This window comes from Westiellopsis prolifica IICB1, assembly GCF_004323185.1.
In the GTDB taxonomy this organism is placed as follows: Bacteria; Cyanobacteriota; Cyanobacteriia; order Cyanobacteriales; family Nostocaceae; genus Pelatocladus; species Pelatocladus prolificus_A.
Map to the genome: position 1 here is coordinate 939,209 of NZ_NAPS01000002.1, position 26,948 is coordinate 966,156.

Annotated in this window: 25 protein-coding genes and 1 pseudogene; 15 read left to right on the forward strand and 11 right to left on the reverse strand. The window is 40.4% G+C overall.

The genetic code is table 11. From position 1 onward, the window contains the following. The 3 genes and pseudogenes from B4U84_RS31225 to B4U84_RS18365 form a co-directional block, all read left to right on the forward strand. A pseudogene (locus B4U84_RS31225) lies at nucleotides 1-206 on the forward strand (hypothetical protein); the annotation flags it as partial. 66 nt (nucleotides 207-272) lie between these two features. Further along, nucleotides 273-2,363, forward strand: a complete 2,091-nt coding sequence (locus B4U84_RS18360; protein ID WP_131119929.1) for a pentapeptide repeat-containing protein — start codon at nucleotides 273-275, stop codon at nucleotides 2,361-2,363. A 109-nt stretch (nucleotides 2,364-2,472) separates the two neighbouring features. Then, nucleotides 2,473-3,390, forward strand: a complete 918-nt coding sequence (locus B4U84_RS18365) for an ion channel (RefSeq protein ID WP_044451914.1) — start codon at nucleotides 2,473-2,475, stop codon at nucleotides 3,388-3,390. A 55-nt stretch (nucleotides 3,391-3,445) separates the two neighbouring features. Here B4U84_RS18365 and B4U84_RS18370 read toward each other — a convergent pair whose 3' ends face one another. Continuing rightward, on the reverse strand, nucleotides 3,446-3,625 hold the full coding sequence (locus tag B4U84_RS18370) for a hypothetical protein (RefSeq protein WP_131119931.1): 180 nt from the start codon (nucleotides 3,623-3,625) through the stop codon (nucleotides 3,446-3,448). Nucleotides 3,626-4,271: 646 nt separating this feature from the next. Here B4U84_RS18370 and B4U84_RS18375 point away from each other — a divergent pair. The 3 genes from B4U84_RS18375 (at nucleotide 4,272) to B4U84_RS18390 (ending at nucleotide 8,676) form a co-directional block, all read left to right on the forward strand. After that, complete coding sequence (locus B4U84_RS18375) at nucleotides 4,272-5,570, forward strand: hypothetical protein (protein WP_242677661.1); 1,299 nt, start codon at nucleotides 4,272-4,274, stop codon at nucleotides 5,568-5,570. Between the two features lie 281 nt (nucleotides 5,571-5,851). Next, a complete protein-coding gene (locus B4U84_RS18380; protein WP_242677702.1) occupies nucleotides 5,852-7,126 on the forward strand; it encodes an FAD-binding oxidoreductase in 1,275 nt (424 codons plus the stop codon). 275 nt (nucleotides 7,127-7,401) lie between these two features. Next, entirely contained in the window at nucleotides 7,402-8,676 is a 1,275-nt protein-coding gene (locus B4U84_RS18390; RefSeq protein WP_131119937.1) for an MFS transporter, read from the forward strand. Between the two features lie 27 nt (nucleotides 8,677-8,703). Here the strand turns inward: B4U84_RS18390 and B4U84_RS18395 are convergent, their stop codons facing one another. The 4 genes from B4U84_RS18395 to B4U84_RS18410 form a co-directional block, all read right to left on the reverse strand. Beyond that, the gene (locus B4U84_RS18395) at nucleotides 8,704-9,180 is read right to left on the reverse strand and encodes an ABA4-like family protein (RefSeq protein ID WP_131119939.1); all 477 of its coding nucleotides are present in this window, start codon (nucleotides 9,178-9,180) and stop codon (nucleotides 8,704-8,706) included. 121 nt (nucleotides 9,181-9,301) lie between these two features. Next, entirely contained in the window at nucleotides 9,302-10,075 is a 774-nt protein-coding gene (locus tag B4U84_RS18400) for an SDR family oxidoreductase (protein ID WP_131119941.1), read from the reverse strand. A gap of 4 nt (nucleotides 10,076-10,079) precedes the next feature. Beyond that, a complete protein-coding gene (cobW, locus tag B4U84_RS18405; protein ID WP_017310577.1) occupies nucleotides 10,080-11,126 on the reverse strand; it encodes a cobalamin biosynthesis protein CobW in 1,047 nt (348 codons plus the stop codon). 330 nt (nucleotides 11,127-11,456) lie between these two features. Beyond that, on the reverse strand, nucleotides 11,457-12,176 hold the full coding sequence (locus B4U84_RS18410) for a biliverdin-producing heme oxygenase (RefSeq protein ID WP_017310578.1): 720 nt from the start codon (nucleotides 12,174-12,176) through the stop codon (nucleotides 11,457-11,459). A 641-nt stretch (nucleotides 12,177-12,817) separates the two neighbouring features. Between B4U84_RS18410 and glmM the strand changes: the two genes are divergently transcribed. The 4 genes from glmM to B4U84_RS18430 all read left to right on the forward strand — a co-directional run bounded on the left by glmM (nucleotide 12,818) and on the right by B4U84_RS18430 (nucleotide 16,628). Beyond that, nucleotides 12,818-14,281, forward strand: a complete 1,464-nt coding sequence (gene glmM / locus B4U84_RS18415; protein WP_017310580.1) for a phosphoglucosamine mutase — start codon at nucleotides 12,818-12,820, stop codon at nucleotides 14,279-14,281. A gap of 159 nt (nucleotides 14,282-14,440) precedes the next feature. Beyond that, entirely contained in the window at nucleotides 14,441-14,680 is a 240-nt protein-coding gene (locus tag B4U84_RS18420) for a hypothetical protein (protein WP_131119943.1), read from the forward strand. Between the two features lie 123 nt (nucleotides 14,681-14,803). After that, nucleotides 14,804-15,472, forward strand: a complete 669-nt coding sequence (locus B4U84_RS18425; protein ID WP_017310581.1) for a class I SAM-dependent methyltransferase — start codon at nucleotides 14,804-14,806, stop codon at nucleotides 15,470-15,472. 205 nt (nucleotides 15,473-15,677) lie between these two features. After that, the gene (locus B4U84_RS18430) at nucleotides 15,678-16,628 is read left to right on the forward strand and encodes an RsmB/NOP family class I SAM-dependent RNA methyltransferase (protein WP_131119945.1); all 951 of its coding nucleotides are present in this window, start codon (nucleotides 15,678-15,680) and stop codon (nucleotides 16,626-16,628) included. Nucleotides 16,629-16,653: 25 nt separating this feature from the next. On the opposite strand, the gene B4U84_RS18435 is transcribed toward B4U84_RS18430, so the two are convergent. Continuing rightward, nucleotides 16,654-17,109 carry a hypothetical protein gene (locus B4U84_RS18435; RefSeq protein ID WP_017310583.1) on the reverse strand — a complete coding sequence of 152 codons (456 nt, stop codon included), beginning with the start codon at nucleotides 17,107-17,109 and terminating at the stop codon, nucleotides 16,654-16,656. 408 nt (nucleotides 17,110-17,517) lie between these two features. Between B4U84_RS18435 and B4U84_RS18440 the strand changes: the two genes are divergently transcribed. Further along, a complete protein-coding gene (locus B4U84_RS18440; protein WP_131119947.1) occupies nucleotides 17,518-18,300 on the forward strand; it encodes an SDR family oxidoreductase in 783 nt (260 codons plus the stop codon). A gap of 56 nt (nucleotides 18,301-18,356) precedes the next feature. Next, nucleotides 18,357-18,773: a GNAT family N-acetyltransferase gene (locus tag B4U84_RS18445; RefSeq protein WP_044448238.1), complete on the forward strand. Its 417-nt coding sequence runs from the start codon at nucleotides 18,357-18,359 to the stop codon at nucleotides 18,771-18,773. 6 nt (nucleotides 18,774-18,779) lie between these two features. Here B4U84_RS18445 and B4U84_RS18450 read toward each other — a convergent pair whose 3' ends face one another. Continuing rightward, nucleotides 18,780-20,309: a YifB family Mg chelatase-like AAA ATPase gene (locus tag B4U84_RS18450; protein WP_131119949.1), complete on the reverse strand. Its 1,530-nt coding sequence runs from the start codon at nucleotides 20,307-20,309 to the stop codon at nucleotides 18,780-18,782. Between the two features lie 82 nt (nucleotides 20,310-20,391). Here B4U84_RS18450 and B4U84_RS18455 point away from each other — a divergent pair, with 82 nt between their 5' ends. The 3 genes from B4U84_RS18455 (at nucleotide 20,392) to B4U84_RS18465 (ending at nucleotide 22,938) form a co-directional block, all read left to right on the forward strand. Beyond that, complete coding sequence (locus B4U84_RS18455; protein WP_017310586.1) at nucleotides 20,392-20,739, forward strand: histidine triad nucleotide-binding protein; 348 nt, start codon at nucleotides 20,392-20,394, stop codon at nucleotides 20,737-20,739. 695 nt (nucleotides 20,740-21,434) lie between these two features. Beyond that, nucleotides 21,435-22,517, forward strand: a complete 1,083-nt coding sequence (gene psbA / locus B4U84_RS18460; RefSeq protein ID WP_017310587.1) for a photosystem II reaction center subunit D1 — start codon at nucleotides 21,435-21,437, stop codon at nucleotides 22,515-22,517. A gap of 181 nt (nucleotides 22,518-22,698) precedes the next feature. Beyond that, nucleotides 22,699-22,938 carry a hypothetical protein gene (locus tag B4U84_RS18465; protein ID WP_131119951.1) on the forward strand — a complete coding sequence of 80 codons (240 nt, stop codon included), beginning with the start codon at nucleotides 22,699-22,701 and terminating at the stop codon, nucleotides 22,936-22,938. Between the two features lie 418 nt (nucleotides 22,939-23,356). On the opposite strand, the gene cpcG4 is transcribed toward B4U84_RS18465, so the two are convergent. The 4 genes from cpcG4 to cpcG1 form a co-directional block, all read right to left on the reverse strand. Continuing rightward, entirely contained in the window at nucleotides 23,357-24,118 is a 762-nt protein-coding gene (gene cpcG4 / locus B4U84_RS18470) for a phycobilisome rod-core linker protein CpcG4 (protein ID WP_131119953.1), read from the reverse strand. A 108-nt stretch (nucleotides 24,119-24,226) separates the two neighbouring features. Beyond that, complete coding sequence (gene cpcG3 / locus B4U84_RS18475; protein ID WP_017310589.1) at nucleotides 24,227-24,961, reverse strand: phycobilisome rod-core linker protein CpcG3; 735 nt, start codon at nucleotides 24,959-24,961, stop codon at nucleotides 24,227-24,229. 187 nt (nucleotides 24,962-25,148) lie between these two features. Continuing rightward, entirely contained in the window at nucleotides 25,149-25,892 is a 744-nt protein-coding gene (cpcG2, locus tag B4U84_RS18480; RefSeq protein WP_017310590.1) for a phycobilisome rod-core linker protein CpcG2, read from the reverse strand. Between the two features lie 155 nt (nucleotides 25,893-26,047). Next, on the reverse strand, nucleotides 26,048-26,887 hold the full coding sequence (gene cpcG1, locus B4U84_RS18485) for a phycobilisome rod-core linker protein CpcG1 (protein ID WP_017310591.1): 840 nt from the start codon (nucleotides 26,885-26,887) through the stop codon (nucleotides 26,048-26,050). Nucleotides 26,888-26,948 lie beyond the last annotated feature (61 nt).

Genomic DNA, 26,948 nt, shown 5'->3' on the forward strand with positions numbered 1-26,948 from the left:
AAGTATCGGCTTACATTGCGAATGTATCGGCTTACATTACGAATGTATCGGCTTACATTGCGAATGTATCGGCTTACATTGCGAATGTATCGGCTTACATTTTGAATGTATCGGCTTACATTTTGAATGTATCGGCTTACATTGCGAATCCAGCCGTCTGTACAGTTTATTTAAGAACATCTTTCCAGCAGATTACAGGTAAATGAAGTACAGATTTTAAGAATAAAACCATATACCATAAAATCCAAAATCTAAAATCGGATGACCCATTTATGCGGCTAGATTACTCCGGTCAAAATCTCCGAGGTCGCTCTTTTAAAGGTCAAAACCTAACGGGAGCAAACTTTAGCGGTGCAGATATCAAAGGAACAGATTTTACAGATACTAACTTGAGAGATGCCAACTTTTGCTTTGCTAAAGCCGGACTGCAAAATTGTTGGAGATTGACCCTATTAATCACTCTATTGTTAATAGGAATATTGGCATTATTTACAGCAGGAGTAGTTGCTGTTTTTGCAGGTCGTAAACTCTTGCCAGCTTCTGAACTTGTTGGTCATTACCTAATAATTTTTCTCAATCCAATAATATTGACTATTTTCTTTATTTTGACAATTTATCAAGGGTTAAATAAAGCTTTAATAGCTATGGTATCTTTGACTGTGGTTAGTTCTATTACTCTAATTTCATTTAAATATTTTGAAGCAGCAGCAGTTCTTGCTGGAAATGTTCTTTGGTTATTTGCTGTAGGTGTAACTGGAACTACAATTTTTACTACAGTCATAACTCTAACCAAAGATTCTCATTGGATTTTGGCAGGAGCGGGGGGCATAGCTTGGGTTATGTCTACACTGATACCTTTTATTTTAGGTATGCCATATCAAGTTGGGCTTAGAGTAGCAATATCCTCAGCGATTGGAGTTTTAACAAGCATCTATGTTAGTCAGAAAGCTGTAGCTGGAGTACAAGAATTAACTTGGGTTCGCTCATTTGCTGTCGCCTTTGCATCTACAGGAGGCACAAGTTTTCGTGGTGCTGATTTAACCGATGCTGGTTTTACTGGCGCAACCCTCAAGAATACAGATTTTAGAAAAGCAAACCTCACACGCACTCGTTTTTACGAAACCAAAAAACTTGACTTTGCCAGAGTCGGCGACACCATATTAGCTAAACGAAATATCCTTAATTTACTCGTCACTGGCAATGGTCGGGGAAAAAATTATTTTGGTGCTAACCTTAAAGGCGCTAGCCTCATCGATGCTGATTTAAAAGAAGCAAATCTCAAAAACGCTGATATCAATGAAGCCACCTTCCAAGAAGCAAATTTAGAATGGGCAAACTTAACTCTCACTCAAGCTGTGGGTACTGATTTTACCAGCGCTCACATGACTGGCGCTTGCGTGGAAGCGTGGAATATTGAAAGCACAACCAAATTAGATAACGTCGATTGTCGGTTTATTTATCTCCTCGAACATCCCAAACCTAGAACTGATGACAGAGAACGTCGTCCCAGCAGTGGCGAATTTCAACCAGGAGAATTTACCAAACTATTTGAAGAGGTTTTGAATACCGTTGATTTAATTTTCCGCAACGGTATTGATTGGAAAGCTTTTGTGGCAGCTTTCAAACAAGTGCAAGTCGCAAATGGAGACACAGAATTAGCTCTCCAAAGTATTGAAAATAAAGGTGATGGCGTAGTCGTGGTTAAAGTCGCTGTACCTGATGGTGCTGATAAAGAAAAGATTCACAGCGATTTTACCCACAATTATCAACTAGCACTGCAAGCCGTAGAAGAAAAATATAAAGCTCAATTACAAGCAAAAGATAATGAGATAGTCGTCTATCGCCAACAAAGCGCCGAGATGAAAGAAATTGTTAAATTATTAGCTAATAAACCTATTAACGTTCAAGTTGATAACAAATTAGAGAATAAAAATATGACTAATAGTAATGATGCCAGCCGCAAAATCGAAATTGGTAGTGTCGGCAGAGATTTTAATGCTAGTGGGCAAGCTTTGAATTTAGGAGAAATTGATATTAGTGGTGAAGTCACTAATACTATTAATCAGTTACCAGAATCTCCCGAACCAGAAAATCCAGGAATCAAGGAATTATTAATACAACTGCAAGAGGTGATTGAAGCTGATAATAATTTAAGTGAAGAAGACAAAGCTGAAGCGTTAGAACAAGTCAAAACTTTAGCTGAAGCTAGTCAAAATCCCCAAGAAGCAGGAAAGCAAAAAACAGGCAAAAAGGCAATCACGATGTTAAAAGGTTTAGTGTCTGGCTTACCTGCCACAGCCACATTAGTTGAAGCATGTAGTAAACTTTTACCATTGATTTCTAAATTACTAGGTTTAGGCTAGTACCTTTTATATAAAAATTGAAGAGTTCGTAGTAAGCACTTTAATGCTTAGATTGAGCGCTTAAGCGCTGACTACGAACTGTAAAAAATATAAAAGAAAAGGGTACGTTGTGAGATTAGTTCGACAAAAAAAACGGTCTCAAAAGCCACAACGGCGTCCACTCCCGAAAGTCCATATCAAAATTCAGGATGGACGGTTTGAAATCTTAGGTATGAATGTTTGGTATTCCCATTGGCGCGATCCTTACCATTTGCTTTTGACAATTCCCTGGCCTGGTTTCTTGGCGCTAATTGCTCTATCTTATGTAACGATTAATGCCTTGTTTGCCTTAGCATACTTAGCAGGGGGAGATTGCATCGCTAACGCCAGACCTGGATATTTTCTTGATGCTTTTTTCTTTAGTGTACAAACTCTGGCTTCTATAGGCTATGGGGCAATGTTTCCTAAAACAGCCTACGCTAATTTTATTGTCACAATTGAAGCCATGATTGGTTTAATGGGAATTGCGGTGATGACTGGTTTAGCATTTGCCCGTTTTTCTCGACCTACAGCCCGTGTGATCTTTAGCCGGGTAGCAGTTATTGCACCTCAAAATGGCGTACCCACTCTGATGTTTCGTGCCGGAAACAGGCGCCGCAACCAGATTTTAGAGGCACAGTTACGAGTTTATTTGATGCGCGATGAGGTAACTACAGAAGGTTATTTTATACGTCGGTTGCACGAACTCAATTTGCTGAGGAGTCAGACACCAAGTTTTACGCTGAGTTGGACAGCGATGCATCCAATTGATGAGTCTAGTCCTTTATATGGGATGACGCCAGAGTCTTTAGCTGCAACAAAAAGTGTGATTGTGGTTTCTCTGAGTGGAATTGATGAAACAGTTATCCAGGTTCTCCATGCTCGTCAAACCTACGCTGCTCATGAAATTTTATGGAATCATCAATTTGTCGATATTTTTTACCACACCTCTGATGGACACCGTTACATCGACTACAACTATTTTCACGATGTCGCACCAATAGAGTGAGAAATCAGTTATCAGTTATCAGTTATTTTTTCTGTTAACTGTTCACTGTTAACTGTTAACTGTTCACTGTTTTAACTACAACCCGACCATTTTCAACAACGGTGCATTTTTTAGAAATTGTGTTGCGATCATCGCACTTGACAGGGACTTCAGCACACTGCTGGTGATGATGAATATTTTCTTCCTGTTGCTGTCTAAGAATCGCGGCACAACAGGCTGAGGTAGGGACAGACATATTTTTGATACTTTTAGCTTTATATCTATTATCTCTCGATTCACAGATAATGACGCAGCAAATACCGTAATTAAATAAATGTAAATATTGGTCTTGATCGCGTAAATCTTTAAAGCGTCTCCGATAAGTATATAAAGCTTTGATTGGCTGGTTTTACCTCTAGGTATTTTGCATGTGTTTGATCATGCATAGCATTTTTGTCTGGAGATTTCCCTCATAACTGCATTTAGCAATACCCAGCTTCATCAGTACTGAAGTGAGCGATCGCCAATTGTACAACCCATACTATGTGTGTCTGCAAATCTACCAAAAGATAGAAGTTGAAACTACTCCAAAAGACAGATGAGGAAGAAAACCAAACAATTCAAAACAGAATCAGCGATGTCAATTCATAGCCAGTACTAAGCCACATCAAATTTGAAGAGTTTGTAGTGAGGACTTTAGTCCTTTATGAACGCTTAAGCGCTCACTACGAACGCAGCAAACTTGACTTAAAACACTACTAGTAGCAATTTTGTTAACAAATATCTTATTGGCTAAGAGCAAATATCAAAACACAAAACCGACCTCTACAAAGAATCAGTTCAAATAAATAAAAACATCAGTCAATTCCCGAATTTAACAAATTTTAGCAGGCAATTTCTAGATGATGAATACAAAAACATATTTACCTGGCTTGAAAACAGCTTTAGAATTCCCGTTAGTAGAGGCGTTATTTGGCAGACGCGCTCGTCGCTTCTCTCTTGGTGCTTCAATTCCTGATGGGCCATTGGCGTTTACATCTCGCCATCAGCCTTTAGCGCTTTCGGAACTAGAGCAGATGATGGTTCTGACCGCAGCTGCGGGTAATACTGGCTGGCACCATATGATTACGCGCCATGCTAGATATACCCCCCATCTGTCGAATTACTCTGCTGCTTCTGGAGGACGTACTTTTCCTTCAGCCGCAGGTTTCCATACCAGTGAAATATTTTTTACCAATGACGATGGAGTCTATTTCTTTGAAACCCGTGATGCAGGTGCTTTGGTAGAGCGACAACCAGACGAAGACATCAATCTGGATGCACTGTTGGCAGCTCATCGCCAACGGATTCGGAAGCTGAGTGACACTCGCTTACACATCCCGCCTGCTGAACCCTACATGGAAGGACACAATACTTGGTGTGTCAATCGTCCAGGAAGTTTACTGATTATTCCCGTGGGCGATATTGCCCAGCATATGATTGCTAATCTTTGCTTTTTGGTGCAAAACGGCTATTGCATTTATGACGATATTAATCGAGAGCAGATTCCGGGACTGGAAAAATTCAAACATTTGGTAGACTTAGATGCACCCTTCCCCATGACCTTCATCGATCAGTATACTTTGACAGAATGTACTGCTGAACTTTCGACCAGTTGTTATGCAGGTATGCTGATGCTCCAAGCCATGGGGCTGGGTGGTTGGATGTTTGATGGTATGGATCGTCACGTGATCTTGGGTGCAAGTGGCGATCCGGATGTACCCGGTTTAGGTTTCCGCTACGACACCAACGAACGTTGGGCGCTTCCCAATCCAACTGGTTTAGCAGGAGTATTTGAGGCTTTTTGTCCACCCCACTATCCCGATATGCAAAGTGCTGTGGCAGCTTTTGCCAAGCGGAAGTTCGGATCAGGTGGTCCATTTCACCCCGATACTCCCGGTCCTTGGAAAGAAAGTGCTAAGGTGCGCGGAAGTGCCGAAGTTCATAGTGAAGAGTTTAAGGACTGTGTTGCGCTGATGGCACAGTACATATACGACCGTTTTGGCAAATTTCCCGGCACTGTACCCAGCGTGTTTATTCTCACTTATCTTCAGGCTCATCACTTAGATTTAGAGTTTTACGACCATCACTTCCAGCCAGGAGCTTATCTCAAAACTCACGCTCAACATATGGCGAATTGGCACTCAAGTAACGAAGTATAGAGTAGTTAAATATACTTTATTACCAAAAGAGTGGGAAATAAAAATTGCGATCGCACTAGATGTTGCTGATTCCAAAAGTGAATTTCGTATCTCATTGATCTCATTGATGCTCATGTGTACTAAGGAGGAAAATTATGGTTAATTTATACATTGCCACTATCACAGGTGAAGAAACTGTTCTTGAGCAAGCAGCAGTGGAAACATTCAAATCAAGCCTGCACGGTGAGTTGCTGTGTACCGAAGATGCAGGCTATGAGAAGGCTCGCAAGGTCTACAATGGCATGATTGATCGATACCCTTGCCTGATTGCACGTTGTACAGATGTGGCCGATATCATCGTCGCTGTCAATTTTGCCCGTGAAAACAACTTACTTGTTGCAGTTCGAGGCAGTGGTCATAATGGTGCAGGTTTAGGGATTTGTAATGATGGCTTGGTTATCGACCTCTCCCCCATGAAGGGAATTCGCGTTGATCCTGTGGCGCGTACAGTGCGAGTCGAGGGCGGCTGCACTTGGGGAGATGTAGATCATGCAACCCATGCATTCGGTCTGGCTGTACCGAGTGGGATTATCTCTACTACCGGTGTTGCTGGGTTAACTTTGGGTGGCGGACATGGCTATCTGACTCGCAAATATGGTTTGACGATTGACAATTTGCTGGAAGCTGATGTAGTGTTGGCAGACGGTCGTTTTGTTACTGCCAATACACACGAGAACCAGGATCTATTTTGGGCGATTCGTGGCGGTGGGGGTAACTTCGGCATCGTCACCTCTTTTCTGTTCCAGGCACACCCCATTAGCACAGTTTATGCTGGGCCGACACTCTGGCCTTTGGAACAAGCTGCCGAAGTCATGCGGTGGTATCGGGAATTTATTCTCAAAGCGCCGGAAGATATGTATGGCTTCTTTGCCTTCCTCAACGTACCACCAGGGCCACCATTCCCGGAACACCTGCATACTAAAACAATGTGTGGCATTATTTGGTGCTATACCGGGTCATCGGAGAAAGCAGACGAAGCGTTCCAACCCATCCGCAACTTTGCTCCAACTTTTGAACATATTGGTTCAATGCCCTATCCTGCTTTGCAGAGTATGTTCGATCCATTGTTGCCATCAGGATTGCAGTGGTACTGGAAGGGCGATTTTGTCAATCAATTGAGCGATGAAGCGATCGCCTTGCATATAAAATATGGTTCGCAACTCCCAACCTTGCTATCAACCATGCATCTGTATCCGATTGACGGCGCAGCCAACCGAGTTGCTAGTCAAGATACAGCTTTCAACTTCCGTCAGGCGAAGTGGTCAATGGTTATAGCTGGCATCGATCCAGACCCGGCAAACGCTGAAAAGATTACTACCTGGTCAAAGGAATATTGGAAGGCCCTACATCCCTACTCCTGTGGCGGTGCCTACGTGAATTTCATGATGGAGGAAGGTCAAGAACGAGTCCAGGCAACCTATGGCGACAATTACGAACGTCTGGTTGCAATTAAGAACAAGTATGATCCAAGCAACCTGTTCCGCGTCAATCAAAACATCAAGCCCACTACAACTTAGACTGTTTCACTTTAATTTTGATACAAATAGGGGGCATTGGGCATTGGGCATTGGGCATTGGGCATTGTGGGCATTGGTTATTCTTCTTTGTCTCCCTGCTAAGAGCTGCCCACACTCCCCCTTTCCCCTTTCCCCTTTCCCCTTCCCCCACTTCCCCCACTCCCCAACTTCCTCCTGATGACTATTTCCGTCTCCACCAATGGACAGGGGTGAAGGTGAAATCTTTTCATTATCGTCAATTAGGTAAATATGATGACTAATCAGCGTTAATTTGAATGAAAACACAAACTCAAAACCAGGTGCTATTACCAGCATTAAGATCGAGAAATTACCGTCTTTTTTTTATTGGGCAAGGTATCTCTTTGATTGGAACATGGATGACACAAACTGCCACAATTTGGTTGGTTTATAGCTTAACTCAATCGCCATTAATGCTAGGACTTGTAGGATTTAGCAGTCAAATTCCTAGCTTTATTCTTGCTCCCTTTGGTGGCGTATTTGTGGATCGTGTTTCTCGTCATCGTACCTTGATTGGTACCCAAATATTGGCAATGATCCAGTCATTGGCATTAGCTATATTGGCACTAACTGGTGTGATTCATATTTGGCACATCATTGTTTTGAGTTTGTTCCAAGGAATTATTAGTGCTTTTGATGCACCTGCACGGCAAGCATTTGTGGTGGATTTAGTAGAACGAAAAGAAGATTTAGCGAATGCGATCGCTATTAACTCCACAATGTTTAATGGGGCGCGCTTAATTGGTCCTGCGATTGGTGGTTTGTTAGTTGCTGGTGTTGGTACAGCTTATTGTTTTTTAATTGATGGTCTTAGTTATATTGCCGTCATTATTGCTTTGTTAGCAATGAGAATTAAGCCTCAAAAAACTGTAGCAAGTATGATGAATCCCTTACAACAAATTAAAGAGGGATTTTTATATGCCTTTGGCTTCCCACCCATTCGGGCGCTCTTGTTGCTATCTGCTTTAGTTAGCTTTTTTGGATTGCAATATACTGTTCTTGTTCCAGTTTTTGCAGAAAAAATATTACGAGGAAATGCAGAAACACTGGGATTTTTGATGGCAGCTTCTGGTGTAGGAGCATTATCAGGTGGAATTTATTTGGCATCACGTAAAACTATCTTGGGACTTGGGAGATTGATTGCTGTAGGACCAGCAATTTTAGGAGTTGGATTAATAGCTTTTTCTTTATCACGTTTCTTACCACTTTCTTTATTCACAATGTTATTTGTTGGCTTGGGAACTATTTTCCAAGTTGCTGCTGGTAATACAGTTTTACAAACAATTGTTGAAGATGAAAAACGTGGGCGAGTCATGAGTTTATTGACAATGTCATTTTTGGGAACTATTCCCTTTGGTAATTTATTGGGAGGCGCTTTAGCGAATCACATTGGTGCTACCAATACTTTAATTATTGATGGAGTGGTTTGTGTTTTAGGTTCTATATATTTTTCCAGACTGTTACCTAGTCTAAGACAATTTGTCCGCCCCATTTATATCGAAAGAGGAATTATACCCGCTAAAGTACATTAAATTTTTAATCATAACTGATAAATCAAACTAACTATTAGATGAAACAGCATTCTCTCTTACTGTTGTTGTCTCATTCTCTGATTTTGAAATAAATTTCTTCGTTACCCAATAAGTCAAAATGTGAGAAAGCAATCCCATTGGCCCAGCAAAAAAACATAGAGCGAGAGAATGAATTGTCCAAGCTCCTGTTTTTTGTCCTTGTAAATAAATATAGCGACCGACAAACAAATCCATTGCTAAAAAATGAATCCAACCTGTTGCAGCTGCTTTTTCATCAGCAAAAAATTTTGCAATATCTACTAATTGAGGATTCGATAATGCTTGGGCATTTTCTGGTGTAATGCTGTTGATAAATAAATATATATAAGCTAATGCTAACGGCACAAAAGGAATATATGATTCCATTACCCGTTTGGTAATTTTCCAGTTAGGCAAGAAAATCATTACTAGCCAAAATGGCAAAACGTAAAGATTGGCAATATTAAAGATTTGATTGCTGATCATATTTATTACAAAAAGTAGGCGTTATGAACTGCGTATACTAGGATGAATAAAAATATGACTCTTCTTACTCCCCTACACACCTTTTTGAAGTTAGGTAAACATTAAATTCGTTAGTGAAAAACTATTGTCCACCTCTGGAACGAATTATCTGTCCTGTAATCCACTGGGCTTGTGATGAAGCAAGAAATAATACTACACGTGCAGCATCCTCTGGTGTACCAACACGACCAAAGGGTGCTTTGGCCTCAAGTTCTAAAAAAAGTTCATCACTCATCCAACCTGTGTTTGTCGGCCCTGGGTCTACTGCATTGACAGTAATTCCTTTATTAGCAAGGTTAGCGCTGAGGCTTATGGTCAGTGCTTCTATTCCGCCTTTGGTAATCGCATATGGTAAATTTTCGGGCATGGGTCCGAGACTTTGACCAGAAGTCAGATTAATGATTCTTCCCCCTGGTCTGCCATCATGACGCTTGGCAAATTCAGCACACAACAACGTAGTGCCTCTCACATTTACGGCATAATGAGCATCAAGTAAATCGGCTGATAGTGAGTATATATCTGCTTGTTGATCATGGGCGGCGTTATTAACCAGAATATCCACAAAACCAAAAGATTTTTCGACTCGATCAAATATTTGCTCAGGTATGTGAGGTTCAGCCAAGTTCGCCTCTAAGCCTTCTGCTTTCACACTTAGCAATTTCAGTGATTCAATAATTTCTTCTGCTTCAGTGGATTTACTACCCCAAGGCATCAACTCATCAAATGGTCTGTAGTAAATTGTAAAGACATTTACCCCAGCTTCTGCTAAGGAATGAGCGATCGCAGCACCAATTCCAATGTGTCTACTGACTCCTGTTACCAGAGCAACTTTACCTGTTAAACCATAATCTACCATACCACTAACACAAGCTCGCTTCTAATTGCGCTGCAATTTCAGTTCGATTGAGTTTACGACCGATAAAAACTAGTCGTGTTTGCTTTGGTTCATCTAATTGCCAAGGGCGATCGTAAAATTGTTCAAAACGGTTTCCCACACCTTGTATAACTAAACGCATGGGTTTGTTGGGTACTGCAACAAAGCCTTTGATACGATAAATTTCTTGTTGCTGGGTAAGGTTTTGCAATTGTTTTTGCAGTCTTTGCGGGTCAAAATCACGGTCTAAAATTAAGTGAGTTGATGTGATTTCATCGTCATGATCATGATCTTCTTCAATGTCGTGGTGACTGGGACGAGTATCTAAGTTTTCTTCAACTGCGGCTTTAAATCCTAATAATATAGATGGGTCAAGTTTACCTTGATCACTTTCTACTATCTTGACGACTCTGGGTAATTCTTGTTTCACTAAATCTTCAACTTGTGTTTTTGTTTCTATGTCGATTAAATCAGTTTTATTGAGAATCACTAAATCTGCACAAGCAAGTTGATCTTCAAATAATTCTTGCAAGGGTGTTTCGTGTTCTAAGCTATCATCTGCTTGTCTTTGTGCTTCTACTGCTTCTGGATTACTCGCAAACGTTCCATCTGCAACTGCTGCACAATCTACGACAGTAATCACAGCATCAACTGTCGCGCCAGAACGAATTTCTGGCCAGCGAAATGCTTTTACTAATGGTTTTGGTAATGCTAAACCAGAGGTTTCGATCAAAATGCAATCTATACTTTCTCTTCGTTTGAGTAATTGTTGCATTGTCGGCAAAAATTCCTCTTGCACTGTGCAGCACAAGCAACCGTTAGTTAATTCAAAAATATTATCTTCATTTTCACTATCTTCTGGACAAATTTGACATGATTTCAAGAGTTCACCATCAATACCAAGTTCACCAAATTCATTGACTAGAACCGCAATCCGTCGTCCTTGATTATTTTGTAACAAGTGGCGAATCAAAGTAGTTTTACCACTTCCTAAAAAGCCAGTAATGACGGTGACAGGAATTTTTGTAGCCATGCTGAAAATAATTTATTGTAGTCTTAAAAATAAGTAATTTACAGTACTTAACTTGTAACTATAATTATATTGCTAAGTACTGAGCTTAGTTTAGTGTGGAAATTAACCTTTGTTATTTTAAGCCGAAATTTTTCTATTCTCCTACCCATTTTTAATTTTTAATTGTTTTAGGGGTAGTTTCCTTGGGCTTACCGATAACTGCTACAGGTAATCTCAAGGCTACTACCCCTAAGATGTTTTATTCAAGATTTAGTATCATTTGGTTTTAGACTGGCAACTAAATTATTGTTTTTATCATCCAAAATCCAAAATCCAAAATTGTTACAGCTTTTACTCGGCTGTGGCGAGTCCGGTTTCAGTACTACCGCGAGTCCGACGACGGGTGAGGGTATTGTAAAGCATTTGCCCGATCGCTTTAATTAAATTACCTTCTAATTCGTTGAACATCTTCATGTTCATCCCAAAAGCATCGTTTGCTTCTTCAACAATGCGATCGGCTGTGGCCTCATCAATCGGGAGTTCATCTAAGGCTTGGCGATATTTGGTTTTGAATGCTTTTTCGTCGTCAATATCTGCAAATTCATAGAAGGCGACACCATCAACATTTAGGTTCATTGCTGTTTGGGCAATTCCTTTGAGAATTTGTCCCCCAGATAAGTCACCCAGGTAGCGAGTGTAAGAATGGGCTACTAACAATTCTGGCTCTTTTTCAGAGATTTCCCGGATGCGCTGTACATATGCTTCTCCTGCGGCCGATAGTTGGATTTGCTCTCGCCAGTTAGTACCGTAGTAATAACTCAGGTCTGTTTCTAAGCTGCGTTGTCTGTATAGCTCTAGAAAATTAATCTTAGAAACAATGGGGTGATCTTTGTGCTTTTCCATTTCCTCTTCCATCGCCGAATACACGAAGTAAAGGTTGGCAACCAGCTTACGGTAAGAGTTTTTCTCAACTACTCCTTTTAAAAAACACTTGACAAAACCAACATTTTCTGCCATTGTGTGGGCTTTTTTTGTGCCTACACGCAATTTAGTTGCTAAATTACTGCTCATAAAAATGCTCGGTATGTGGGAAACTCAGCGTCTTTAGACCTGAGAGGGAAACGACACGTAGGATTTTAATCCCCGTTAACAAAGTCGGATGGGGACTTCTGCGACCCGTTAAGAACGGCTACAAAAGCCACTAAAACGTTACAATAAAGCTATTTGATGAGAATTTCTATTAATATTTTTTAAGTGTCAAGTCTTTAGTATTGTGCAATACAGCACGATGGGGAAAGCAATAGAGCTATATTTACAGATTGTAAAAATACATTAAAATCTGTAACGATGATTGGGGATTGGAAAAGAGTGTGGGAAGTGTGGGAGGACAAGGAAGACAAGGAAGACAAGGAAGAATTTATTCCGATGCCCAATCCCCAACGCCCAATCCCCAACGCCCAATCCCCAATCCCCAATCCCCAATCCCCGATACCCGATGACTAATGACTAATGACTAATGACAATTGACTAAATTAAAATTTTGAGATTAATTTTACAGAAGCTTAATATAAGTTTTAAGTGTTTCTGCTTAAACTAGAGCTGAACAAAAAATAAATTTGTGAAAAAAATAAATTTAAATATCGTGATACAACCTAATTCATAGGAGATTAATAACAGTCTTCTGTGTGTCTGTGTGGAGTGTTTCTACAATTATGGTTTCATCAATAACTCGGACTCAAGGCTTTGGTGGTAGTTCTGCTTCCGAACCTGATAAATTGCAGAAAATTATTGAGGGTAGCCTTGCGCCCAATAATATTTTATTACCGACTACTCCTTTGTTTGGCACAGATGGTATTCGCGGGCGAGTGGGGGAACTATTAAGTGCGCCCTTAGCATTGCAAATAGGTTATTGGGCGGGTACTGTATTACAGTCATATGCTGCTGACTCAGGATCAGTAATTGTCGGGCAGGATTCCAGAAACTCCAGTGATATGCTGGCTATGGCTTTGAGTGCAGGGTTAACAGCAGCAGGGCTAGAAGTTTGGTATTTGGGTTTATGTCCTACTCCCTGCGTCGCCTATCTTACCAGTATGAGTGATGCTGTTGGTGGGATAATGATTTCTGCTAGCCACAACCCACCAGAAGATAACGGGATTAAAATTTTTGGTGCTGATGGTTTAAAGTTACCTCAAGTTTTGCAGGCAGAAATTGAAGCTGGACTGCGTGGTATGACAGCAGCAGCTGGTATTAGCAATTGTGGTAAACATTACTCACGCCAAGAATTGGTGGGGAATTATACAAATGCTTTAACACAGCCTTTGGAAACAGTTAATCTCCAAGGCATGAAAATAGTTTTAGACTTGGCTTGGGGTGCAGCAGTTGGGTTAGCGCCATCGGTATTTGAGTCAATGGGTGCAGAAGTTATTTGTTTGCATCATCAACCGGATGGCGATCGCATCAATGTCAACTGCGGTTCCACTCACCTCGATATTCTACAAGCAGCAGTTAGAGAACACAACGCTGATCTAGGTTTTGCCTTTGACGGTGATGCCGATCGCGTGTTAGCAGTAGATAATCATGGACGGCAAGTCAACGGTGATTACATTCTTTACTTGTGGGGACATCACCTCCAACAAAAGCAAGAATTACCAGATAACTTAATTGTGTCCACCGTCATGGCAAACTTGGGTTTTGAAAGAGCATGGCAACAAAACGGTGGTAAACTGATTCGCACACCAGTTGGCGATCAATACGTGCAAGCAGAAATGCAAAAAACTGGCGGTATGCTGGGGGGAGAACAATCCGGGCATATTTTATGCCGTCACTACGGTATCACAGGAGACGGATTACTCACAGCCTTACATGTAGCAGCGTTGGTAAAACAGGCGGGTGCTTCCCTGGCGGAAATGGTAGATCAAAGCTTTCATACCTATCCCCAGCTATTGCGGAATGTGCGAGTAGAAGATCGTAATAAACGCATGACGTGGCAAGAATGTCAACCTCTGCAAGCAGCAATAGTTAAAGCCGAAACCGCAATGGGTGATGCTGGAAGAATTTTAGTTCGAGCTTCTGGCACAGAACCAGTCATCCGAGTCATGGTAGAAGCAGAAGCAGCCGATCTTGCTAACTACTGGACGAATGAACTAGTACTGCAAGTGCAGAAATATCTCGGCTAAATCAGTTATCAGTTATCAGTTATCAGTTATTGATCACTGTTCAGTGATCAATAACTGATAACTGTTCATGGTAAATGATTAGAATTTGCCGATCTAAGCGAGTGTTGTGTAAAGTAGTTGAGGAATCTTTGCAACTTATTTAATTTCTAACAACTATCTATGGATAGAAAAACCAAGCGCCTTTTACTGCTCGTTGTTTCCTGTAGTATAGCTGGTGTAATTTTAGGAGGTACGACCAGCTGGGCTGAAAGCAATTCCTGTTTACAAGCAAATACAATTACCAGTGAATGTTTGACCAAAGACCCGATTACTAAAACTATAGAAGGAATGGGTACTGGATTAGTTGCTGGAGCAACGGCAGCTTTTGGTGTAGCATGGCAGCATCGTCATGAAGATTAGTTGTTTATAAATTTTAAAATTACAGCTATTTTCAACCAAATAATTACCAATTAGGGGTGCAAAGTTTTGCATCCCTAAAAAATATTGTGGTTTAGAGAGTCACTTACAGTCCATAAAATTATTATGTTCAGAGAAGAAGCTAAATGGTTATCAAATAATATTTATTCTCTAGAGCCAAACAGTGTATTCCCTATGCTAAATATTGGTAGTTCAAACAAGAAGTTTAGAGAACAAGAACAACCTTGGATTGATGAACTATTGTTCAAACTAGCCAGAGAAAAGCAGTATTCTGTAATTCATACCGACATGAAAAATGATGTCGGCGTTGATTTGGTAGGGGATTTATGTGATCCTATGTTTTTACAAAAACTTTCAGAAATGAATATTAAATCTGTGTTGTGTTCTAACTTACTAGAACATCTCACAAATCGAGAGGAAATTTGTAAAATTATTAGCTCTATTATTCCTGAAGGTGGCTATCTTTTCGTTACAGTTCCTTATGAATATCCCTACCATCGTGACCCTATAGATACAATGTTTCGACCAAATATTGAGGAATTGAGCAACCTTTTTCCCGATTTCAAAATTGTCAAAGCAGAAATTGTGGAAGGAGGTTCTTTGGTTCAATCAACTACTACTCCACCTGCACTATATGCACTTGCAATGTTCATTCGACTGATTGTACCTCTTTACCAACCGTTGAGGTGGTTCGATTCTTTTCGATATGCTTTATGGCTTTTCAGAGATATTTCTGTTAGCTGTGTTTTGTTAGAAAAAGTGAAATTGATTTAAAAGGAAACGGGAAATGGGGAGCAGTTCATCTGGAAAATTGCCATCAATACAATAGACCTCTTGCAAAAATCGAATTAACCCCCTTAATACCCCCATAAACAGGAGGAAAATTTAGTTCTCTCCCCGTTTACGCTTAGGGTTAGGGTGGGGTAAAAATATTTTTGCAAGAGGTTTAATCTCTTGATTGGAATCATAGAATAATTTTATGGAAACACCATCAAATCTCTTACTCAAACTTAGTAGGCGTTTATTTAAAAATTTAGAGACTCAAGAAAAGTTTGTCGAAGCTCTAATTAATCCTAAACCTTTTTTACCCTGCATACTCTGGTGTCATGAAAAACCAGAAAATTTACCTTTTATAGGAGAAACATCTATAAATTGGCAACCATCTTTTATAGAGCGTCTATCTTTAGGAACAAAACCCGGTCAGCATCCACTACATGAACAAGGATACTTCTATTGTTTAAATTTTTCTTCTGTCTTTGCAGCTTCAATTTTATTAGAAATTACTCAACCAATTCAGGTTATTTTCGATATGTGTGCTGCACCAGGAGGTAAAAGTATTTTTGCTTGGAAACTGTTGCAACCAGACTTACTCATTAGTAATGAAGTAATTGGTAAACGACTGGGAATGTTAATTTCCAACTTAAAGCGTTGTCAAATCAGTCCATCTATAGTTGTCAATAGAGATTCTAGTATTTTTGCAGAAAGTATACCTTTATCTAGTGATTTAGTGATAGTCGATGCTCCCTGTACTGGACAATCTTTGCTAGCTAAAGGCGAAAAAGCACCAGGATGCTTTCACCCTAGTGCTATTAATAAAAGTGCAAATCGACAAAAACGCATTATTGCTAACTCTGCTCAAATTGTTGCACCACAAGGCTATCTTGCCTATATGACTTGTACTTATTCCCCAGAAGAAAATGAGGAAGTTTGTGAATGGTTATTAAGAAAGTTTCCTCAATTTCAAGCGGTAGAAGTTAGTCATTTTAAAGACTACCAATCGCATCTGACTACAATACCTTGTTATCGCATGTTTCCTCAAGATGGTTTGGGAGCAGGTGCTTTTACAGTATTGTTTAAAAATACCGATGAAGGTGAGAAACAGAAGATAAACACAGATAATTTATCTGAAGTTTGGATGAATATTAATTGAGTAATTAAGTCCTTACCCCAAATTTCTAATAAACGTAAATTCCTCCACTTTGCTGTAAATTAAGTGTGGTGTCTCCAGCACCAGTAGTTGTCTTGGCTTGCTCAACTGTAACAATTGCTGAATTACCTTGTGCTGTGACGTTATACTTTAACGGAGCTTGGTTTTGGTTATAAATTAAAACATAACTAGGAAGAGAATTAGTAGTCAGCGTTGCAATCCCTCCAACAGGAATTTGTGTATTTAACGCATCGCCAGTTGACAAACTATATTGCAGGGGTGTTTTTGTTTTATTTAATATTTGAACTCTGACAAAACCTTGAGGATTATCAAATCTTGCTACAGGTTGCCAAGGACCGGCTTTATATGTAGTAGCAGTTCCAGTAGTGCTGGCCTGATTATTAGTTTCAGCTTTGATAGTTGTCGCTGTCATTAAACTTAGAGTACATGCAAGTAAACTGATTGTCAGTATTTTGCTTTTCATGTATTTTTTACTTTTTTTGTCAAAAATGAAAATATAAATTGTAATAAAGTGTTTTGCTTTATAAGCAATGCAAAAAAACAAATGAATAACTTAAGATTGTTATATCAATCCTAAATTAGTTGTCAGATACTCGACTTCTAGAATAAGTCGGGTAGCTTATTATTCAGGAATTACAGATAATTGGTATGTCAAGCCGACTTTACTAAACAGCTTAGTTTGTTTTAATAAAATCATAATCAAGAAAAAATAAACTCAGTTTCTACCAAAAGAAATAAATTTTTCATACCAGTAGAGGTAGGAATAGTTATCTGCTTTAATGTTAAATATCTAAGAGATTGAATCAACCTGGATAGTTGTTAATTAAATTACAACTCATAATCAATAACTAATAAATCTCTGCTAAAAATTATGCAATTAACAAATAAAGTAGCGTTGGTAACAGGCGCAGGTTCTGGTATCGCGAAGGCCACAGCAAAGTTATTTGCCAAAGAAGGTGCTAAAGTTGCAGCTTTAGGACGTACAAAGGATGAATTAGAAACAACTGTTGCTGAGATTAATAATAATTATGGTGAAGCAATACCGTTAGTTGCTGATATTTCTAACCCAGAACAAATGCAACAAGCGACCCAAGCAATTATTGATAAATGGGGACGTTTGGATATTGTTTTTGCCAACGCTGGAATTAATGGTGTCTGGGCTTCTATAGAAGAATTGACGCTTGAAGATTGGAATAAAACTATTAATGTCAATCTGACAGGAACATTTTTAACAGTTAAATATGCTGTGCCTTATTTAAAGAAGCAAGGCGGTTCGGTGATCATTACATCTTCAGTTAATGGCACACGTATATTTAGCAACACGGGTGCAACTGCTTATTCTTCTACCAAAGCAGCCCAAGTTGCTTTTGCAAAAATGGTGGCGCTAGAATTAGCAAAACACCGCATCCGTGTAAATGTGATTTGTCCTGGTGCGATCGCCACTAATATAGACGAAAATACAGATAGACAAGATTTAGAAGAAATTCAAGAACCCGTTGAGTTTCCTGAAGGTAAAATTCCCCTGACTGATGGGAAACCAGGAACATCTGAACAAGTCGCACAATTAGTATTTTTCTTAGCCTCAGATGCTTCTAGTCATATTACTGGTACAGAAGTTTGGATTGATGGCGGCGAATCTTTACTCAAAGCATAATCATGCGATCGCTTTAAAATACAATAAAGTTGATGTTCTGATTTGCAAGATGAAGCATGGGTGATGCAGAAGTAGAGTTGCGTAATCATGCGATCCTTCCTCGTAACCAAGTACTCGAACTATATACTGAGTGTGGCTGGTCTTCAGCTGCAAAACCTGATCAACTTTTCACTGCACTCGCCAACTCCCATACAGTGATTTCTGCATGGTATGGCGAAACTCTTGTAGGATTGGGCAATGCTATTTCAGATGGAGCGTTAGTTGTATACTATCCACACTTATTGGTGCGACCAGCTTTTCAGCGCAGGGGTATAGGACGACTTATCATAAAAGCACTCCAGAGTCACTACGTAGGTTACCATCAACAGGTTCTGCTGGCGGTTAAAGATGCTGTGGATTTCTATCACGAATGCGGCTTTCAAAAGTCGTCTGGCGTAGAACCCATGTGGATTTACGATGACTCTGATCTCTAGATGTACTTACTGCATTCTATCTATTGTGCGGTACTGTATAGCTTCTGCAACATGATGGGCTTGTAAATTCTCATCTCCTGCTAAATCAGCAATTGTACGTGCTACTTTGAGAATGCGATCGCTTGCTCTGGCTGATAATCCTAATTTTTTAATTGCGCCTTCTAATAAATTACGGCTAGCGTCATCTAGTTTGCACCATTTTGGTAAATGGCGACTTTGCATTTGGGCGTTACAACGTAGATGAGATTCATCTTTAAATCTTGCGGATGCGCGATCGCGTGCTTGTTGTACTCGTTCTCTAATTATTGTTGAAGATTCTCCCGTCGGTTTTTGGGTAATTTCCTCTGGTTTCAAACGATTCACCACCACTTGTAAATCAATCCGATCCATCAGCGGGCCAGAAAGTTTTGCCCAGTATTGTTCTCTTTGGCGTGGCGAACAGGTACATTGTTGAATAGTATCACCGTAATAACCGCAGGGACAGGGATTGGTACTTGCGACTAAAGTAAACTGAGCCGGAAACATTACAGATTGTTTCGTGCGGGAAATTGTCACAAACCCATCTTCCAAAGGCTGACGCAGGAATTCTAAGACATCACGTTTAAATTCTGTTAATTCATCTAAGAAAAGTACGCCCAGATGTGATAAGGAAATTTCTCCAGGACGGGGAAACGTACCACCACCGACGAGAGACGGCCCAGATGCAGAGTGATGGGGGCTGCGAAAAGGACGATCGCGTACTAGAGAGCCTCTATTTTTTAATAAACCAGCCACCGAGTGAATGCGTGTCACTTCCAAAGCTTCTGCAAAACTCAATGGCGGCAAAATCCCCGGCAAGCGTCTTGCTAGCATAGTCTTACCACTTCCCGGTGGTCCGACAAAAATTAAATTATGACCACCAGCAGCAGCAATTTCCAATGCTCGACGGGCGTGAGCCTGAGCTTTGACATCTTTTAAATCAGCTTGTAGAGATGCAACCTGGCGCGTCTCTATATTTTCATCTAACTTTACAGGCTGGTAACGCCCTGGATTAGTTAAAAAATCAGCCACATCGGCCAGATTTTGAAAAGCATAAACAGCTAATCCTTTGACTAAAGCAGCTTCTTGGGCATTATCCGCAGGTATAACTAAACCTGTAATTCCCATTTTGTTGGCAGCAGCAGCAATAGGTAAGACTCCAGCTACTGGGCGTAAACTACCATCAAGTGAAACCTCGCCCATGAAAATATAATTCTCTAACAACTCAGTCTTCAGTTGTTCCGAAGCTGCCAAAATTCCCACACTAATCGGTAAATCAAAACAAGGGCCTTCTTTACGTAAATCAGCAGGTGTGAGATTAATCACTATTTTTCGTACCGGAAAGGCGAAACCGGAATTTTTGAGAGTAGCTTTTACCCTTTCCTTACTTTCTTGTACTGCTGCATCTGGTAATCCCAACACAACTATTCCTGGTAAACCACCAGAAACATCAACTTCTACACCGACTTTCACGGCGTCTATCCCGACAATGGCTCCACTCCAGACTCTAGCGAGCATAGTCTTTTATTTCCTTTGTTACTAGTGCTTTGTCCTTTGTCTTATCATTGACAATTGGCAAATGACAAATAACAAATTACACATGGCAAACCAAGACACAATTTTTGGCAAAATCATTCGTCGAGAAATCCCAGCCAATATTGTCTATGAGGATGATTTAGCGTTAGCGTTCACAGATGTTAATCCCCAAGCACCTGTTCATATCCTGGTTATTCCGAAAAAACCCATCCCGAAACTAGCTGAAGCAGAACCAGGAGATCAAGCGCTTTTAGGGCATCTTTTGTTAACTGCTCAAAAAGTTGCCGAACAAGCTGGACTAGCAAATGGCTATCGTGTGGTGATCAATACTGGTGACGACGGTGGTCAAACTGTTTACCATCTGCATCTGCATATCTTGGGAGGAAGGTTTATGGCATGGCCTCCTGGTTGATATAGCAATAGGAGCTTTGAAAATTGAGAGGTCAGATCCCCGGCTTCTTCTGTGGATACAGCCGATGAATGGTGTGTCTGACCCCTCATCCTAATGATTTTAGAGGTTTTTTGAGACAAAATTTATCGTGCGATCGCGTCCCCATATTGCTCAAACAAGACAAATATATTGAGAGCATCGCCTTGCTATCTAAACGCAACTTCCTACAATGCCAATGTATCAGCTTACATTGTTAATGTATGGGCTTACATTGTTAATGCATGAGCTTACATTGTTAATGCATCGGCTTACATTGTTAATGTATGGGCTTACATTGTTAATGCATCGGCTTACATTGCGAATGTAAGGGGTTGTAAAAATTAACCTAGACTTGCAAATTTAACAAATCGGGATTTTTGACCCACCTGAAACAAGCCACTTTCATAGAAGTGGGGGTCTGTTACTCCCAAATAGGGAACAGGAAATAGGAAAAACTGTTCCCTGTTATCTTATTCGATTTATTCATATGAGCGATCGCTCACACCCCAAAACCTGCAAATAATATAAAATCAGAACTATTTATATATTTTGTTTACATTGATAAACAAAAGTTAATTAAATATTGTTTACAAATCTAAATCTTTCTTCTAAGCTTATAAATGTAGGTAGTTCGACCTACGCAAATCATTAACGAAAGTTAAGCAATCATAAGAACAATGACAGCAACCTTACAAAACGCTCGTAGCGCTAACGTATGGGATCGCTTCTGTAACTGGGTAACCAGCACCGACAACCGCCTATATGTAGGCTGGTTCGGCGTACTCATGATCCCAACCCTCTTAGCAGCAACCACCTGCTTCATCATCGCCTTCATCGCCGCACCTCCCGTAGACATCGACGGTATCCGTGAACCTGTTGCAGGTTCATTGATGTACGGAAACAACATCATCTCTGGTGCAGTAGTACCTTCTTCCAACGCAATCGGTTTGCACTTCTACCCCATTTGGGAAGCAGCTTCCTTAGATGAGTGGTTGTACAACGGTGGTCCTTACCAGTTGGTAATTTTCCACTTCTTGATCGGTGTATTCTGCTACATGGGTCGTGAGTGGGAATTGTCTTACCGCTTAGGAATGCGTCCTTGGATTGCCGTAGCATACTCAGCACCTGTCGCAGCAGCAAGCGCAGTATTCTTGATTTACCCCTTGGGTCAAGGTTCCTTCTCTGATGGTATGCCCTTGGGTATAAGCGGAACATTCAACTTCATGTTGGTGTTCCAAGCAGAACACAACATCTTAATGCACCCCTTCCACCAATTAGGTGTAGCAGGTGTATTCGGTGGTAGCTTGTTCAGCGCAATGCACGGAAGTTTGGTAACTTCTTCCTTAGTTCGTGAAACAACCGAAACCGAATCTCAAAACTACGGTTACAAGTTCGGTCAAGAAGAAGAAACCTACAACATCGTAGCTGCACACGGTTACTTCGGTCGCTTGATTTTCCAATACGCTTCCTTCAACAACTCTCGCAGCTTGCACTTCTTCTTAGCTGCTTGGCCTGTAATTGGAATCTGGTTCACCGCACTGGGTATCAGCACCATGGCGTTCAACCTGAATGGTTTCAACTTCAACCAATCAGTAATTGACTCACAAGGTCGCGTGATCAACACTTGGGCAGACATCATCAACCGCGCTAACTTGGGTATGGAAGTCATGCACGAGCGTAACGCTCACAACTTCCCTCTCGACTTGGCTGCTGCTGAAGCTGCACCAGTTGCAATCTCTGCTCCCGCTATCAACGGTTAATCTTTAGATAGCCTGGATGCAATAAGTCTCTACAATTAAATAGATGAGAAAGCACCCTCCAATATGGAGGGTGCTTTTTTATTGGTCGAGCCTAACTGATTGATTTTGGTTAGTGGTAACGGAATAAGATGAATAATTTCTAGTTTGCTATTCTGAAAATATTTACAATAAAGGTCTGATTATGAAAACCGAACGCGAAAGAGAAGAATTAATCAAAGCTATTAACGTACTGTTAAATCAAGCCTATGACAGTACTTTAGATGAAATTTACACATTGTTAAACAGCATAGAAGATGAAGAAGATGAAGAAGATTTGAAAGCTTATGATATAGCAAAAAACGACCTTGATAGTAATATTTTTATTGCGTGGGAAGATATCAAAAAAGAAATTGCCGATGAAAGAAAAAAGGATGTTGCGTGATTTACGAAGTTAAATTGACTAAACGCGCAAAAAAGATGTTTAGTAAATTACCCCAAGATTTACAAGAACGTTCACTCGCCAATTTATGGATATTAGCGGGATATTGAATAATAGGTGATTTTAATTCTTTTGGAGAATTGGTATTGATTTGCACTTTTTGAGCAAAAGCACTACTTTCTCCTATTAGGGTGAACAAACAAGGTAGTAATAATAGCAAAGTTTTTATCATAATTGGCAATATTGGTCAATTCCTAAAAAATCATTTTGCCAATAGCATAAAAATGACTGGGTCTTATTTCCATCTTAAGCAATGCTTAACTAACAAAAAACTGTAAGTTTGGCACTACATTAACAGGGAAACAAGACCCAGTATCAAATTGATGTGTTTAGTTTAAGCGATCGCAGCGCAGTAGGGATTTTAGCGTCTACTACGATTTGGAACTAAGTTCATGTAATCAAGGTCAGCCGCACGAATGTTTTGAGCGTAGTTACCTGTAGCATTAAGTGAAGCTGCAATGTCAGTGAACTTACGTGGATCACCTTCTGCCAGTCGCCGTTCTTGGAATTTGCGATTGTAGAATTTCTCTACGGTAAAGCGCCAATCGGTAGCAACAGTACCAGCACTTTCTTGGAAGTCTTCGCCGTAGCGAGGAGTTACCAAATTGTGAGGACGATCTACTAAACGCTTACGTTGGTAGGGTATGGTGTTATCGCCAAAAGCTTGCGTGTACTCATCGCTGTCAACAATAGCATCAACGAAACCACTAAAACCTTTGGTACCAATGACAATTGACCAAGTAATTTCTTCTTCTTTGTTATAAGCAGAACGACCCAACAAGCGCTTGAGGGTGATGTCCACCAGTCGGTAGTTGTTGTTAACCGAGACAACCAAGCGGTAAAATGCTTCAGATTTTGCCAAACCACGAATGAAGTCGCGTACCGTCAGTGAGCCATTTTTCAGCTGAGATTCGATATGCTTTTGGCGGTTGAACTTGAGAATCTCATGTTCGCTAAATACTTGACGATAAGCAGCCCAAATGATGCTTTCCATGTCAGTAAAAGAACTAACATCTTCTAGGCGATATACATATGGAGTGTCTTCATTTTGGTCAGCAACTCCAAAGCTTTTAACACGATGATTTTGACTGCTGGGTTTGTATTCAAGTAATGGCAGTGCCATTTGCGATTTTCCCCTTTATTATCAACAAATTAAACAGAGTTAGCTCTTGAAAATTGAAGGAGGCTTGTTTTGCACAATCCTCTTTCATCTAATTTTCCCGCATTTGGTTTATAAGGCAGAAGTATTTACAAACCAATTTAGTACAAGCAACAAAGCGATCGCTCCGGATAATCCAACTATGACAGCTGATATTGCTCTCCAGTCCGCTTTTTGAGGATAGGGCGATGGATTCAAAAATCCGTACCATTCGGTATGATGTACCCAACTGGTCTGAATTATGCCCTTGTTGTCGCGGTAATCAGCACCATAACGCGGGGTGAAACTGAATGGTCTATCTGTAGACATGCGTTTACGTTGATAGGGTACGGTATTGTCACCAAAGGCTAGTTCATACTCTTGACTATCAATCAACGCGTCTACAAATCCTCCCCAACCGCGAGTAGCGATTTGAATAGACCAAGCAATTTCTTCTTCTCGATTGTAGGGACTACGACCCAACAAACGTTTTAAGCACATTTCAACCAGTCGATAGTTGTTGTTAGCTGCAACTATTAACTGATAAAATCGCTCTGATTTTGCCAAACCACGAATAAAATCGCGCACCGTAATTGAACGGTTTTTCAGTTGTGTTTCCAGAGCAATCTGACGATTAAATTGAAGAATTTCCTGTTCGTTAAAGACTTGGCGGTATGCTGCCCAAATTAGTGCTTCAATCTCACTACTAGAGTTCGCATTTTCAAGACGATAGAGATAAGGAGTATCGTCATTTAAATCTGCCGTTCCAAAACTACGAACCCTTTGATTTTGAGTAGTGGGTTTGTATTCATGTAGAGGTAGTGCCATACTTTATCCACCTTTTACATAACTTGGCATTTTAGAAGGTTCTGAAATTTACTTTTGATCAAATTCCAAGTAAGCAAACTTTGAAACCTTCTAAACTGTGTTAACTAATTTTGGATTTAGCAGACCCACTCTTTTATTGTTAGTTTGTTGGTTGTTAACCACTAACCACTAACTACTTTACTTTAGCTTAACGCACAGGAAAACTTGCAGTAGGATTGATAGAAACAGGAATACCTTGCGGTTTTTCGTTCCTTGTGGTATCTGGAATTGTAATGTTGGCAGTGCTGACTGGTGTATAAGAAACTGTTCTGATACTAATAGACTTCGCCATATCCAAGAAGTTATTAATATCACCCCATTTATAGCGTTCAGTTTCTTGTTTATCACGCCAGTAATTGCCGTAACGAGGTGTTACCAAGTTAAATGGTCTGTCTTTATAACGACGGCGTTGGTAGGGAATAGTATTATCACCAAAGTTGGTTTGATACTCTTCAGAATCTACCAAAGCATCAACAAAGCCACTAAAACCTTTTGTGGCAATTACAATTGACCAAGCGATTTCTTCGTCTTTATTGTAAGAGGCGCGACCTAAAATTCGTTTGAGGCTGATTTCTACGATGCGGTAGTTAGAATTTGTGTCTACAACTAAGCGACGAAACGCCTCTGATTTTGCTAAACCACGGATGAAGTCGCGCACATTAATTGCTCGGTTCTTCAACTGCGATTCTAAATGTTTTTGGCGATGAAATTTGAGGTTTTCGTGTTCACTGAATATTTGTCTGTAACCAGCCCAAATTAATTCTTTGATTTCACTTTCAGTGGGAGAATCTTCTAAGCGATAAATTCTCGGAGTATCTTCGTTTGGTACTTCGTAACCAGGAACACGCTGGTTTTGAGAGCTGGGTTTGTATTCGAGTAGAGGTATTGACATTGTTAATATCTGTCCTTTGTTATTTGTCTTTTGTCATTTGTCATTCGTTATTTGTTATTTGTCCTACTCTACGAGAAGCCGCTTGCGCGTCTATGTCATTTGTTATTTGTTTGATGACCAATGACCAATAACTAATGACCAATGACCAATGACTATTAAGTTGTTTTGTTACCGGGAATATAACGATAAGGTAAAGCAACTTGTGTGGGTTTTACGGTTGGAGGCGGGGTGCTAGATTCGCGGGTGGTGTCGGGAATTGCTACACTAGAAGCAATGTTTCTGGCGCGATCGCTCGAACGTTGATATTCTGCTCCGCCTGGTGTAACACTAGCAGCCATAGCCAGGAAGTTTTCTGGAATTGCTTTACGAATTCCTCGTTGTGCTGATTCTCCTGTACGGACAACTTGATAGAAAGAACGACCTCCAAAATATTGCTCAATCAAACGACCGCGCCAGTAATCGTTGTAGCGGGGATTGACTAAGTTGAAGGGTCGGTCTTTGAAACGGCGACGCTGGAAGGGTACGATGTCATCACCAAAGTTCTCACGGTATTCATCAGAATCTACAAGAGCATCGATAAAACCATGTAGTCCTTTGGTCGCAATTACAATTGACCAAGAAATTTGCTCATCTTTACCGTAGGTAGCGCGTCCCAAAAATCGCTTGAAGCTAATATCTACTAAACGGTAGTTAGAGTTAGTTTCTGCAACTTCATCACGGTAAACGCTGGATTTACCCAATCCCCGGATGAAATCTCGGACATTGATTGCTCGATTACGTAACTGTGATTCTAGAAATGGTTGGCGATAGTTTTCTAAAATAAGGTGTTCGCTGAAAATTTGCCGATAAGCTGCCCAAATAATCGCATCAACATCTGTATCAGAAATAGCGTCTGCCAAACGGTAAATTGCTGGTGTGTCTTCGTTAGGTACTTCGTAGCCTTCGACACGTTGATTTTGCGTAGTAGGAGTAACTTCAAGTAATGGTATCGCCATCTTTACTTTTACCTTTTTTAGGGTTTCGCAGAGACTGGATAAGCTGATGTGCGCTTAGATT

Coding starts and splice junctions, on each gene's coding strand:
- B4U84_RS18445 (WP_044448238.1), top strand. CDS start 18,357: ATGGGTGATGCAGAAGTAGAGTTGCGTAATCATGCGATCCTTCCTCGT.
- B4U84_RS18400 (WP_131119941.1), bottom strand. CDS start 10,075: ATGGTAGATTATGGTTTAACAGGTAAAGTTGCTCTGGTAACAGGAGTC.
- B4U84_RS18435 (WP_017310583.1), bottom strand. CDS start 17,109: ATGAAAAGCAAAATACTGACAATCAGTTTACTTGCATGTACTCTAAGT.
- B4U84_RS18425 (WP_017310581.1), top strand. CDS start 14,804: ATGTTCAGAGAAGAAGCTAAATGGTTATCAAATAATATTTATTCTCTA.
- cpcG2 (WP_017310590.1), bottom strand. CDS start 25,892: ATGTCAATACCTCTACTCGAATACAAACCCAGCTCTCAAAACCAGCGT.
- B4U84_RS18395 (WP_131119939.1), bottom strand. CDS start 9,180: ATGATCAGCAATCAAATCTTTAATATTGCCAATCTTTACGTTTTGCCA.
- B4U84_RS18420 (WP_131119943.1), top strand. CDS start 14,441: ATGGATAGAAAAACCAAGCGCCTTTTACTGCTCGTTGTTTCCTGTAGT.
- cpcG3 (WP_017310589.1), bottom strand. CDS start 24,961: ATGGCACTACCTCTACATGAATACAAACCCACTACTCAAAATCAAAGG.
- psbA (WP_017310587.1), top strand. CDS start 21,435: ATGACAGCAACCTTACAAAACGCTCGTAGCGCTAACGTATGGGATCGC.
- cpcG1 (WP_017310591.1), bottom strand. CDS start 26,887: ATGGCGATACCATTACTTGAAGTTACTCCTACTACGCAAAATCAACGT.
- B4U84_RS18390 (WP_131119937.1), top strand. CDS start 7,402: ATGAAAACACAAACTCAAAACCAGGTGCTATTACCAGCATTAAGATCG.
- B4U84_RS18440 (WP_131119947.1), top strand. CDS start 17,518: ATGCAATTAACAAATAAAGTAGCGTTGGTAACAGGCGCAGGTTCTGGT.
- B4U84_RS18465 (WP_131119951.1), top strand. CDS start 22,699: ATGAAAACCGAACGCGAAAGAGAAGAATTAATCAAAGCTATTAACGTA.
- B4U84_RS18370 (WP_131119931.1), bottom strand. CDS start 3,625: ATGTCTGTCCCTACCTCAGCCTGTTGTGCCGCGATTCTTAGACAGCAA.
- B4U84_RS18375 (WP_242677661.1), top strand. CDS start 4,272: ATGATGAATACAAAAACATATTTACCTGGCTTGAAAACAGCTTTAGAA.
- cpcG4 (WP_131119953.1), bottom strand. CDS start 24,118: ATGGCACTGCCATTACTTGAATACAAACCCAGCAGTCAAAATCATCGT.
- B4U84_RS18380 (WP_242677702.1), top strand. CDS start 5,852: ATGATTGATCGATACCCTTGCCTGATTGCACGTTGTACAGATGTGGCC.
- B4U84_RS18455 (WP_017310586.1), top strand. CDS start 20,392: ATGGCAAACCAAGACACAATTTTTGGCAAAATCATTCGTCGAGAAATC.
- glmM (WP_017310580.1), top strand. CDS start 12,818: ATGGTTTCATCAATAACTCGGACTCAAGGCTTTGGTGGTAGTTCTGCT.
- B4U84_RS18360 (WP_131119929.1), top strand. CDS start 273: ATGCGGCTAGATTACTCCGGTCAAAATCTCCGAGGTCGCTCTTTTAAA.
- cobW (WP_017310577.1), bottom strand. CDS start 11,126: ATGGCTACAAAAATTCCTGTCACCGTCATTACTGGCTTTTTAGGAAGT.
- B4U84_RS18450 (WP_131119949.1), bottom strand. CDS start 20,309: ATGCTCGCTAGAGTCTGGAGTGGAGCCATTGTCGGGATAGACGCCGTG.
- B4U84_RS18410 (WP_017310578.1), bottom strand. CDS start 12,176: ATGAGCAGTAATTTAGCAACTAAATTGCGTGTAGGCACAAAAAAAGCC.
- B4U84_RS18430 (WP_131119945.1), top strand. CDS start 15,678: ATGGAAACACCATCAAATCTCTTACTCAAACTTAGTAGGCGTTTATTT.